We start from the raw sequence: 12,133 nt of genomic DNA on the forward strand, positions 1-12,133 counted from the left end.
TTCAACGGCTCAAAAATTCCTGCTCGGTTAAATCCCAAACTATCCTATGCAAAAGATTTTACTACTCTCTGACACTCATGGATACATCGACGATACCATCCTAAAGTACGTAAAACAAGCAGACCAGGTGTGGCATGCTGGCGATATTGGCAGTCTAGAGGTAACCGATGCCATAAAGGCCATTAAACCACTAAAGGCCGTTTATGGTAATATCGACAATGCCACCATTCGAAGAGAATTCCCAGAGGAAATTCGCTTTACTTGTCAGGGTGTAGATGTGTGGATGATTCACATTGGTGGATACCCAAACCGATATAGTCCGCAGGTAAAAGAGCGGATAAAAAAGAATCCTCCTAAGTTATTTATATGCGGTCACTCGCACATTTTAAAAGTAAAATGGGATAAGGGTTTAAACCTATTACACTTAAATCCAGGAGCCGTTGGCCAGTATGGCATACATCAAGTACGCACCATGCTGCGATTTGTCCTTGAAAAGGGTGAAATCAAGAAATTGGAAATCATTGAAATAAAGAAAGGCAGTTAATCGAACCACCATCCCCCAAGCACGAGTTATTAAGCCTCCCCGGTTGGACCGAAATTAAGCGGGATTGGGGGTTGCTCATAATCCTTAATTTCCCCGTGATTATTCTCAAAACGTTGTACGTTATCATGAAGCGCCTTTAGAAATCTCTTGGCGTGTTGCGGGGTAAGAATAATGCGGCTTTTCACCTTTGCCTTGGGCCGTCCAGGCATAATACTGACAAAATCAACCACAAATTCAGAAACAGAATGATTGATGATGGCCAAGTTCGCGTAGGTCCCTTCTGCCGTTATATCATCTATTTCGATATTGATTTGATTTTTATGTTGATCTTTTTGATCGCTCATAATCCATGTTTTTGATAAAAATAAAGGTACTAAGATCTGCGCAATATTACCATAGAATTCAAAAAAAATAAACCCTGGAGAAAATCCCCAGGGTCATTTATTTAATACACATTTATTAATTTACTAGAAATTAACATGTTGTTGTTTACTTGCCATAATCTCATCATACTCCTCCTTGGACCCTACGATAATATTATCGTAATCTCTCATTCCAGTACCTGCTGGAATTCTATGACCAACAATAACATTTTCTTTAAGTCCTTCAAGACCATCAACCTTACCGCTGACCGCTGCCTCGTTTAACACCTTAGTAGTTTCCTGGAAGGAAGCTGCTGAGATAAAGGACTTGGTCTGAAGTGAAGCTCTGGTAATACCTTGAAGAATTGGCGTTGCAACCGCGGGAACAGCATCTCTCGCTACCACTAATTGCTTATCCGCTCTCTTTAGTACAGAGTTCTCATCTCTGAGCATTCTAGGTGTAATGATTTGACCAGCTTTTAAGTTCTGTGACTCTCCGGCATCCTCGACTACCTTCATACCAAAGATTCGGTCATTTTCTTCAATGAAGTCATCTTTATGTACTAATTGTTGCTCTAGGAAGGTTGTATCACCAGAATCGTCGATGCTTACCTTACGCATCATCTGACGTACCACTACCTCAAAGTGCTTGTCATTAATTTTTACCCCTTGTAAACGATATACCTCTTGTACCTCATTTACTAAGTACTGCTGAACAGCAGAAGGCCCTTTAATTCTCAAGATATCCTCTGGTGTGATAGAACCATCCGAGAGCGGCATACCTGCACGAACATAGTCATTCTCTTGAACTAGGATCTGGTTCGACAATTTAACCAAGTACTTTTTAAGTTCTCCTAATTTAGATTCCACTATAATCTCGCGATTGCCACGTTTGATCTTACCAAAGGAAACCACACCATCAATCTCACTAACCACTGCAGGATTCGAAGGGTTACGCGCCTCGAAAAGCTCGGTAACTCTTGGAAGACCTCCGGTGATATCCCCGGCCTTAGAAGAACGTCTTGGAATCTTCACCAGTACTTTACCTTCAGCCACTTTATCATTGTGATCTACCATGATATGTGCGCCAACTGGTAAGTTGTAAGAACGTAATGTTTCTCCTTTGCTGTCTTTAATTAAAAGAGCAGGGATGAGTTTCTTATTACGAGACTCAGAGATAACTTTCTCTTGGAAACCAGTTTGCTCATCGATCTCCACCTGGTAAGTAACCCCTTGTTCGATATTCTCATAGACGATCTTACCAGAGAATTCAGAGATAATTACCGCGTTATATTGATCCCACTGACAAACCACATCCCCTTTCTCTAATTTATCACCATCTTTCTTGAAGATTTGCGAACCATAAGGAATGTTATTGGTTGCCAAAGTGATGCCCGTTTTCTCATCGATAAACTTGATTTCAGCCGTTCTGGAAATTACGACATCCACAGGTTTTTGTTCAGCGTCGACACCCTTAACAACTTTTAGATCATCGATCTCAATTTTACAGTTGTATTTAGAGATGATCTTATTGTCCTCAGAGATATTTCCTGCAATACCTCCAACGTGGAAGGTACGCAAGGTCAATTGAGTTCCAGGTTCACCGATCGACTGTGCAGCAACTACACCAACAGCCTCCCCTTTTTGAACCATTTTTCCAGTAGCTAAGTTTCTACCATAACATTTAGCACAAATACCTTGTTTCGCCTCACAAGTGAGCGGAGAACGTACATCCATACGCTCAATCGGTGATGCATCTATCTTTTTAACAATGGCATCTGTAATCTCCTGACCAGCACCAACAATTAACTCTTCAGTCAACGGGTCATACACATCATCTAGAGAAACACGTCCAGCAACTCTTTCCCCCAAAGACTCAATGATTTCGTCATTTTTCTTTAAGGCCTCTACTTCAATACCTCTTAAAGTACCACAGTCAACAGCATTTACGATGACATCCTGCGATACATCCACCAAACGACGTGTCAAGTAACCTGCATCCGCAGTTTTTAGTGCGGTATCCGCCAATCCTTTACGAGCACCGTGAGTGGAGATAAAGTATTCCAAAATCGAAAGACCTTCCTTAAAGTTAGAAAGAATCGGGTTTTCGATAATTTCACCACCACCAGCGGTAGATTTCTTTGGCTTAGCCATCAATCCACGCATACCAGTAAGCTGACGAATCTGTTCCTTAGAACCCCTTGCACCAGAATCCAACATCATAAACACAGAGTTGAATCCCTGGTTATCCTCACGAATACGCTTCATAGCCATTTCGGTAAGCATCGCATTGGTAGAGGTCCAAACATCAATCACCTGATTGTAACGCTCGTTATTGGTGATAAGCCCCATGTTATAGTTCATCATAATTCCATCCACCTGTTGATTGGCATCCTGAATCATCGTGTCCTTTTCCTCTGGAATAATAATATCACCTAAACTAAAGGACAGTCCACCTTTAAAAGCGAAGTTATACCCCATACTCTTAATCTTATCCAAGAAGTCAGCCGTAGTTGGTACATCTGTTGCTTTTAAAATATTATGGATAATATCTCTTAATGATTTTTTTGTCAATACCTCATTGATATAACCTGCTTGTTCAGGAACTACTTCGTTGAATAGCACTCTACCAACAGTAGTTTCAATAATTTGAGGAACTAACACTCCTTCTTCATTAAAGTCACGCGTACGAACTTTAATAATAGCATTAAGGTCGACTTTCTTTTCATTGAATGCGATATTTACCTCATCGGCTGAGTAGAAAGTAAGTCCTTCTCCCTTAACGGTTTTCTCTGGAGTTGATTTTCTAGCTTTGGTCATATAATAAAGACCAAGAACCATATCCTGAGATGGTACCGTAATTGGAGAACCATTCGCAGGGTTTAATATATTATGAGAAGCCAACATTAACAACTGTGCCTCAAGGATTGCTTCAGGACCTAGTGGCAAGTGTACGGCCATTTGATCCCCATCAAAATCCGCGTTGAATGCGGTACACACTAATGGATGCAATTGAATCGCTTTTCCTTCGATTAGTTTAGGCTGGAAGGCCTGAATACCCAATCGGTGTAATGTAGGAGCACGGTTTAGTAATACAGGGTGTCCTTTAAGTACATTCTCAAGAATATCCCATACAACTGGCTCTCTTTTATCTATAATCTTCTTAGCAGATTTAACTGTTTTTACAATTCCTCTTTCGATCAGCTTTCGAATGATAAACGGTTTGTAAAGTTCCGCTGCCATATTTTTAGGAAGTCCACACTCATAGAGTTTCATCTCTGGACCTACCACAATAACAGAACGCGCTGAGTAATCAACACGTTTCCCTAGTAAGTTCTGACGGAAACGTCCTTGTTTCCCTTTGAGCGAATCTGAAAGCGATTTCAATGGTCTGTTGGACTCTGTCTTAACAGCAGAAGATTTTCTAGTGTTATCAAATAATGAATCAACAGACTCTTGAAGCATCCGTTTTTCGTTTCTCAAAATCACCTCAGGAGCTTTGATTTCCATCAATCGCTTCAAACGGTTATTTCTGATAATAACACGTCTATAAAGGTCATTGAGATCCGAAGTAGCGAAACGACCACCATCAAGAGGAACCAATGGACGTAATTCTGGTGGGATCACAGGAATTACTTTCATGATCATCCACTCCGGCTTGTTCTCTCTATTTCTTTGAGATTCCCGTAGCGCTTCCACAACTTGTAAACGTTTTAACGCTTCTGTTTTACGTTGCTTCGAGGTTTCATTGTTGGCCTTATGTCTTAATTCGTAAGACAGATCATCAAGATCAATTCTAGACAACAATTCAATCAAACACTCTGCACCCATCTTAGCGATGAACTTATTAGGATCATTGTCCTCTAGGTATTGATTTTCTGCTGGAATGGTTTCCAAAATGTTCAAATACTCCTCCTCGGTTAGGAAGTCCATTTTTTGAACAGGGTCACCATCGGCATTTTTAGCATCACCTGGTTGAATAACCACATAACGCTCGTAATAAATAATCATATCTAGCTTCTTGGAAGGCAACCCAAGAAGATAACCGATTTTGTTAGGTAAAGAACGGAAGTACCAGATATGAGCCACGGGAACCACCAAGTTGATGTGTCCAACGCGATCACGTCTAACCTTCTTTTCTGTTACTTCAACTCCACATCGATCACAAACGATTCCTTTATAACGTATTCTTTTATATTTACCACAAGCACATTCATAATCCTTTACAGGTCCAAAAATACGCTCACAAAATAGACCGTCACGCTCTGGCTTATGGGTTCGGTAATTAATAGTTTCCGGCTTGAGAACCTCACCTCTGGATTCTCCTAGAATAGATTCCGGAGAGGCTAAACCGATAGAGATTTTATTGAACCTCTGTACTGTATTCTTATCTTTATTTCTAGCCATAATATATGGTGATAATGAATTAAGTGTAATTTGTATTACCTTTTTAACCTCGGGCAACCCTTTGAGTAAGGCTGCCCTTTGGTTAAAATTATTAATCTTCTAATCTGATATCTAAACCAAGACCTTTTAATTCGTGCATTAACACGTTGAAAGATTCTGGCAGACCAGGTTCTGGCATCATTTCTCCTTTGACAATGGACTCATAAGTTTTCGCTCTACCGATCACATCATCCGATTTCACGGTAAGGATTTCACGAAGGGTACTAGATGCTCCATAAGCCTCCAATGCCCAAACTTCCATCTCTCCAAAACGTTGCCCACCAAATTGCGCTTTACCACCAAGAGGTTGTTGCGTAATAAGTGAGTATGGTCCAATGGAACGAGCGTGCATCTTATCATCAACCATATGCCCGAGTTTCAACATATAGATCACACCAACAGTTGCTGGTTGATCAAAACGTTCTCCAGTACCACCATCATATAGATAGGAGTGACCGAATCTAGGAATGGATGCCTGATCTGTTAATTCATTGATCTGATCCAAAGTAGCTCCGTCAAAAATTGGAGTCGCAAATTTCTTACCTAATTTTTTACCGGCCCATCCAAGAACAGTTTCATAGATTTGACCAATGTTCATACGGGAAGGTACCCCTAATGGGTTCAACACGATATCCACTGGCGTTCCATCCTCTAAGAAAGGCATGTCTTCCTGACGAACGATTCTAGCAACAATACCTTTGTTACCGTGACGTCCTGCCATTTTATCCCCTACCTTCAATTTACGTTTCTTAGCGATGTAAACCTTGGCAAGTTTCATAATCCCTGCAGGTAATTCATCCCCTACAGAGATGGTAAATTTATCACGACGTAATGCCCCTTGAAGGTCATTTAGTTTAATTTTATAATTGTGAAGTAAGTCATTGATTAGTGCATTGGCCTGATCATCAGTAGTCCAAGTTCCACTAACTAAGTGAGCAAAATCATCCACAGCATTCAACATCTTTTGCGTATACTTCTTCCCTTTAGGGAACACCTCTTCGCCTAGATCATTGAATACCCCTTGTGAGGTTTTGCCGTTTACTATTGAAAATAATTTTTCAATCAACACATCCTTCAACTGCGAGAATTTGGTTTCGTATTCCAATTCCAATTTCGCGATATCTTCCTTATCCTTGGCTCTTTTACGCTTATCTTTAATAGCACGAGAGAAAAGTTTCTTATCGATAACAACCCCATTCAATGAAGGAGAAGCTTTCAATGAAGCATCCTTCACATCTCCAGCTTTATCTCCAAAGATCGCTCTAAGTAATTTCTCCTCTGGAGTAGGATCAGATTCCCCCTTAGGTGTGATCTTACCAATCAAGATATCACCAGGCTTAACCTCTGCACCAATACGGATCATACCATATTCATCCAAGTCTTTGGTAGCCTCCTCAGATACGTTTGGAATATCATTGGTTAATTCCTCTGCCCCGAGTTTGGTATCTCTTACCTCTAAAGAATACTCATCGATGTGAATCGAGGTAAAGATATCTTCTCTTACCACCTTTTCAGAGATTACAATAGCATCTTCAAAGTTATATCCTTTCCAGGGCATAAACGCCACTTGAAGGTTTCTACCTAAAGCTAATTCCCCTTGTTGAGTAGCATAACCTTCGCACAACACCTGACCTTTAACCACTTTGTCACCACGCTTCACGTTAGGCTTCAAGTTGATTGAAGTTCCCTGGTTAGTTTTTCTAAACTTAACCAAGTTATAGGTTTTATAGTCATCATCAAAGCTTACCAAACGATCCTCATCCGTACGGTCGTACTTGATAACGATCTTTTTAGCATCAACATAATGAACAACACCACTTCCCTCAGCATTTACCAGTACTCTGGAATCGGTAGCAACTTGACGCTCTAATCCAGTTCCTACAATCGGAGATTCAGGACGTACCAGTGGTACAGCCTGACGCATCATGTTGGATCCCATCAGTGCACGGTTCGCATCATCGTGCTCCAAGAAAGGAATAAGAGAGGCTGATATAGAAGCGATCTGGTTTGGTGCAACATCCGTATAATCAATCTCAACTGGATCAACCACAGGGAAGTCACCTTCCTCACGAGCAATCACCTTATCAGTATCGATGCTACCATCTTCCTTCATTGGGATATTGGCTTGGGCAATTTTCTTCTCTTCCTCTTCCTCTGCACTTAGGTACAAAATCTGAGAAAGATCAACTTTACCTTCCGTTACTTTGCGATATGGAGTTTCGATAAATCCCATACCGTTGATCTTAGCAAACACACTCAAGGATGAAATTAATCCAATGTTTGGACCCTCAGGAGTTTCAATTGGACACAAGCGACCATAATGCGTATAGTGAACATCACGCACCTCGAATCCAGCTCTCTCACGCGAAAGACCACCAGGTCCTAATGCGGAAAGACGACGTTTGTGAGTGATTTCAGCAAGCGGATTGGTCTGATCCATAAACTGAGATAACTGATTGGTTCCAAAGAAGGAATTAATTACCGAAGACAACGTTTTAGCATTAATAAGGTCAATTGGCGTAAAGACCTCATTATCTCTAACGTTCATTCGTTCCCTAATGGTGCGGGCCATACGAGCCAAACCAACACCGAACTGAGAGGACAATTGTTCTCCCACAGTACGAACACGACGGTTAGACAAGTGATCAATATCATCGATCTCAGCTTTTGAGTTAATAAGCTCGATCAAATACTTGATAATGGTAATTATATCTTCTTTAGTTAGTACCTGCTTATCCATATCGATATTAAGGCCCAACTTTTTATTCATTCTGTAACGACCTACCTCACCAAGATTATACCGTTGATCTGAGAAGAACAACTTATCGATAATTCCTCGAGCAGTCTCCTCATCTGGCGGCTCAGCATTACGCAATTGACGGTAAATGTGCTCCACGGCCTCCTTTTCAGAGTTAGTAGGGTCTTTTTGCAGGGTATTGTAGATTATAGCATAGTCACCGGTATGGCTATCTTCTTTATGAAGAAGAACAGTCTTTACATCGGTCTCTAAGATCTCGTCCACATGCTCCTTCTCTAAAATGGTATCCCTATCTAAGATAATTTCATTACGCTCGATAGAGACCACCTCTCCTGTATCCTCATCAACGAAATCCTCATGCCATGTCTTTAAAACACGAGCAGCTAATTTTCTTCCAAGGACCTTTTTAAGGCCACTCTTAGACACCTTAACTTCCTCAGCTAAATCAAATATCCCTAAAATATCTTTATCACGCTCAAATCCTATAGCACGGAAAAGCGTAGTCACTGGTAACTTTTTCTTTCTATCAATATAGGCGTACATAACGCTATTGATATCTGTAGCAAATTCTATCCACGACCCTTTAAAAGGAATCACACGGGCAGAATATAATTTAGTTCCGTTAGCGTGGAACGATTGACCAAAGAATACACCTGGAGATCTATGTAATTGCGATACTACAACACGCTCGGCACCGTTAATAACAAAAGTACCACTTGGTGTCATATAGGGAATAGTTCCCAAATACACGTCCTGGACTATGGTTTCAAAATCTTCGTGCTCAGGATCTGTACAATAAAGTTTTAGTCTAGCCTTAAGTGGAACACTATAAGTCAACCCTCTCTCGATACATTCCTGAATAGAATAACGTGGAGGATCAATGAAGTAGTCTAAAAATTCAAGTACAAATTGATTGCGCGTATCAGTAATGGGGAAGTTCTCCATGAAGGTATTATAAAGACCTTCGTTTCCTCGTTCTTCAGATTTGGTCTCCAATTGAAAGAAGTCCTGGAATGACTTAATCTGAATGTCCAAGAAGTCCGGATATGCCGGGGTATTCTTAGCAGAGGCGAAACTAATTCTTTCAGTCTGATTTGTGAACATCAATGGACAATATTTTGATTAAAATGAAAATTGAAAATGCGTATACACTTATATACGCAAAAGGGTTTAGGTCTCAACCCGAACTATCTCAGGAAGGACCTAAACCGTGTTTTACAGCACAGGGCTGCAAGATGGAATTATTTCAATTCTACCTCAGCACCTGCTTCTTCTAGAGACGATTTAAGGCTTTCAGCCTCGTCTTTAGAAACACCTTCTTTGATAGCTTTTGGTGCGCTATCAACTATTTCTTTAGCATCTTTAAGGCCTAAACCAGTTAATTCTTTAACTAATTTTACTACAGCCAACTTAGAAGCTCCAGCAGCTTTAAGGATAACATCAAACTCAGTTTGCTCCTCAGCAGCTTCACCTCCACCAGCAGCAGCTCCACCAGCAACAGCTACAGCTGCAGCCGCAGGCTCGATACCATATTCTTCTTTTAATATATCAGCTAATTCGTTTACTTCTTTAACTGTCAAATTAACTAATTGTTCTGCAAAATCTTTTAAATCTGCCATTTTCTACCGTTTTAATAAATTTTTAAAATATAATTGTTTTAAGTGCGTACTTATTATGATTGCTTTTCTGATAAAGTCTTAAGAATACCAGCCAATTTACCACCACCTGATTTAAGACCGCTAATAACGTTCTTAGCAGGAGATTGTAGTAATCCGATGATATCTCCGATAACCTCTTCTTTAGATTTGATACTAACAAGAGCATCTAATTGGTCATCTCCAAGGAACACTGTCTCTTCGATGAAAGCACCCTTAAGAATAGGCTTATCAGATTTCTTACGAAAGTCCTTAATTAATTTTGCAGGAGCGTTTCCAGTCTCAGAAAACATCAAGGAAGTATTTCCTTTTAGTACTGATGGAAGATCCCCAAAATCTTTATCAGAAGCCTCCATTGCCTTCTCAAGCAATGTATTTTTAACAACTGCGAGTTTGATATTAGCCTTATAACAAGCTCTTCTTAAATTGGAAGTAGCTTGGGCATTCAAACCAGAAATATCAGCCAAATAAATAATGCCGTTATCCCCTAACTGCGCAGTCAAATCTTCTATTACCGTTAACTTTTCTTCTCTAGTCATGATTATAAAAATTTACACTGCCAATTAAACCGCCTTAGGATCTACCGGAATACTTGGACTCATCGTGCTGGATAAGTAGATACTCCTGATATAAACTCCTTTTGCCGCAGTTGGCTTCAGTTTTAATATTGTTTGTAATAATTCATTGGCGTTACCTGCGATTTTATCCGCAGAGAAAGATGCCTTACCAATAGCAGCGTGAACGATACCCGTTTTATCAACTCTAAAGTCAATTTTACCAGCTTTCACCTCTTCTACAGCTTTAGCTACATCCATAGTAACTGTACCTGTTTTTGGGTTTGGCATTAAACCTCTAGGTCCTAATACACGACCTAATGGACCCAATTTACCCATTACACTTGGCATGGTGATGATCACATCAACATCCGTCCAGCCGTCTTTAATCTTTTGAAGATACTCATCTAACCCAACGTAGTCCGCACCAGCAGCTTTCGCCTCTTCTTCCTTATCTGGAGTAACCAAAGCCAATACTTTAACATCCTTACCAGTTCCGTGTGGTAGGGTAACAACCCCTCTAACCATTTGGTTCGCTTTACGAGGGTCAACTCCTAAACGTACCGCAAGGTCGATCGATGCATCGAAATTTACGTTAGTGATCTCTTTTACTAATTCAGAAGCCTCATTAATAGAATACAATTTGCTTCTATCAATTTTAGTTGCAGCCTCTTTTTGCTTTTTTGTCAATTTTGCCATTTCTAGATTCTTTAAGATTTAAAAGGGCCTTTCTCCTGAAACCGTTAATCCCATAGATCTTGCAGTACCTGCAACCATGCTCATAGCTGATTCCACAGTAAATGCGTTAAGATCTTGCATTTTGTCCTCTGCGATAGCTCTTACTTGATCCCAAGTAATGCTTGCAACTTTTTTACGGTTTGGCTCTCCAGATCCTTTTTTAACCTTAGCCGCTTCCATTAGCTGAACTGCCGCTGGCGGTGTCTTAATTACAAAGTCAAATGATTTGTCCTTGTAAACGGTGATAACAACAGGTAATACCTTACCCTGTTTGTCCTGTGTACGCGAATTAAATTGCTTACAGAACTCCATGATGTTAACGCCGGCAGCACCTAGAGCGGGTCCAACCGGTGGCGATGGATTCGCTGCACCTCCCCTGACTTGTAGCTTAACTACTTTACTTACTTCTTTTGCCATTGTTTATGTTCAATTTAAAATTTGAATCGTCCAAATTTTGGAAGCTTAGACGAATCTATATAATGTGTAACAATTATATCTTTTCTACTTGCATATAGCTCAATTCCAATGGTGTCTTTCTTCCAAAGATTTTCACCATCACTTCAAGCTTACGCTTTTCTTCGTTCACCTTCTCAACTGTTCCATTGAACCCATTGAAAGGACCATCGATAACTTTTACTGTCTCTCCAAGATTATAAGGAATAGCAACATTATCCGTTTTCACAGATAATTCATCCACTTTTCCTAGCATACGGTTAACCTCAGATTTACGAAGCGGCACAGGATCTCCTCCTTTTACTTCTCCGAGAAAACCGATAACACCGGTGATAGATTTAATAATGTGAGTCACCTCTCCACCTAAGTTGGCTTTCACCATTACATAGCCTGGGAAGTATACACGATCTTTGCTTATTTTCTTTCCATTACGAATCTGGACCACCTTTTCAGTTGGAACCAAAACCTCATCTACATAATCACCAAATCCAAGACGTGCGATATCCTGCTCTATGTAACCTTTAACCTTATTCTCCTGGCCACTTACAGCTCTTACTACATACCATTGTTTTGCCAACGTATCTGCCATTGCAATACCCGTCTTTTAAGATTAACTAATTACT

At 40.3% G+C, this 12,133-nt stretch carries 9 protein-coding genes; 1 reads left to right on the top strand and 8 read right to left on the bottom strand.

What is annotated here, in order from left to right:
- Window positions 1–46 precede the first annotated feature (46 nt).
- Window positions 47–544 carry a metallophosphoesterase family protein gene (locus VKY50_RS02870; RefSeq protein WP_324298652.1) on the top strand — a complete coding sequence of 166 codons (498 nt, stop codon included), beginning with the start codon at window positions 47–49 and terminating at the stop codon, window positions 542–544.
- 29 nt (window positions 545–573) lie between these two features.
- Here VKY50_RS02870 and VKY50_RS02875 read toward each other — a convergent pair whose 3' ends face one another.
- The 8 genes from VKY50_RS02875 to nusG form a co-directional block, all read right to left on the bottom strand.
- Window positions 574–888: a DUF3467 domain-containing protein gene (locus VKY50_RS02875; RefSeq protein WP_324298654.1), complete on the bottom strand. Its 315-nt coding sequence runs from the start codon at window positions 886–888 to the stop codon at window positions 574–576.
- Window positions 889–1,011: 123 nt separating this feature from the next.
- The gene (gene rpoC / locus VKY50_RS02880) at window positions 1,012–5,313 is read right to left on the bottom strand and encodes a DNA-directed RNA polymerase subunit beta' (protein ID WP_324298656.1); all 4,302 of its coding nucleotides are present in this window, start codon (window positions 5,311–5,313) and stop codon (window positions 1,012–1,014) included.
- Between the two features lie 91 nt (window positions 5,314–5,404).
- Complete coding sequence (gene rpoB, locus VKY50_RS02885; protein WP_324298658.1) at window positions 5,405–9,214, bottom strand: DNA-directed RNA polymerase subunit beta; 3,810 nt, start codon at window positions 9,212–9,214, stop codon at window positions 5,405–5,407.
- Between the two features lie 137 nt (window positions 9,215–9,351).
- A complete protein-coding gene (gene rplL, locus VKY50_RS02890; RefSeq protein WP_324298660.1) occupies window positions 9,352–9,729 on the bottom strand; it encodes a 50S ribosomal protein L7/L12 in 378 nt (125 codons plus the stop codon).
- A 53-nt stretch (window positions 9,730–9,782) separates the two neighbouring features.
- The gene (rplJ, locus tag VKY50_RS02895) at window positions 9,783–10,304 is read right to left on the bottom strand and encodes a 50S ribosomal protein L10 (RefSeq protein ID WP_324298661.1); all 522 of its coding nucleotides are present in this window, start codon (window positions 10,302–10,304) and stop codon (window positions 9,783–9,785) included.
- 24 nt (window positions 10,305–10,328) lie between these two features.
- On the bottom strand, window positions 10,329–11,018 hold the full coding sequence (gene rplA / locus VKY50_RS02900; protein ID WP_324298663.1) for a 50S ribosomal protein L1: 690 nt from the start codon (window positions 11,016–11,018) through the stop codon (window positions 10,329–10,331).
- An 18-nt stretch (window positions 11,019–11,036) separates the two neighbouring features.
- Window positions 11,037–11,474 carry a 50S ribosomal protein L11 gene (gene rplK, locus VKY50_RS02905; RefSeq protein ID WP_324298665.1) on the bottom strand — a complete coding sequence of 146 codons (438 nt, stop codon included), beginning with the start codon at window positions 11,472–11,474 and terminating at the stop codon, window positions 11,037–11,039.
- Between the two features lie 73 nt (window positions 11,475–11,547).
- On the bottom strand, window positions 11,548–12,099 hold the full coding sequence (gene nusG / locus VKY50_RS02910) for a transcription termination/antitermination protein NusG (protein ID WP_008991780.1): 552 nt from the start codon (window positions 12,097–12,099) through the stop codon (window positions 11,548–11,550).
- Between the last annotated feature and the right edge of the window lie 34 nt (window positions 12,100–12,133).

Origin of the sequence: Galbibacter sp., from assembly GCF_035306585.1 — a bacterium.
Taxonomy (GTDB): domain Bacteria; phylum Bacteroidota; class Bacteroidia; order Flavobacteriales; family Flavobacteriaceae; genus Galbibacter.

Bases quoted from the DNA above. Each gene is read 5' to 3' on its own strand.
- rpoB (WP_324298658.1), bottom strand. From the start codon at position 9,214: ATGTTCACAAATCAGACTGAAAGAATTAGTTTCGCCTCTGCTAAGAAT.
- rplL (WP_324298660.1), bottom strand. From the start codon at position 9,729: ATGGCAGATTTAAAAGATTTTGCAGAACAATTAGTTAATTTGACAGTT.
- VKY50_RS02875 (WP_324298654.1), bottom strand. From the start codon at position 888: ATGAGCGATCAAAAAGATCAACATAAAAATCAAATCAATATCGAAATA.
- rpoC (WP_324298656.1), bottom strand. From the start codon at position 5,313: ATGGCTAGAAATAAAGATAAGAATACAGTACAGAGGTTCAATAAAATC.
- rplJ (WP_324298661.1), bottom strand. From the start codon at position 10,304: ATGACTAGAGAAGAAAAGTTAACGGTAATAGAAGATTTGACTGCGCAG.
- VKY50_RS02870 (WP_324298652.1), top strand. From the start codon at position 47: ATGCAAAAGATTTTACTACTCTCTGACACTCATGGATACATCGACGAT.
- nusG (WP_008991780.1), bottom strand. From the start codon at position 12,099: ATGGCAGATACGTTGGCAAAACAATGGTATGTAGTAAGAGCTGTAAGT.
- rplK (WP_324298665.1), bottom strand. From the start codon at position 11,474: ATGGCAAAAGAAGTAAGTAAAGTAGTTAAGCTACAAGTCAGGGGAGGT.
- rplA (WP_324298663.1), bottom strand. From the start codon at position 11,018: ATGGCAAAATTGACAAAAAAGCAAAAAGAGGCTGCAACTAAAATTGAT.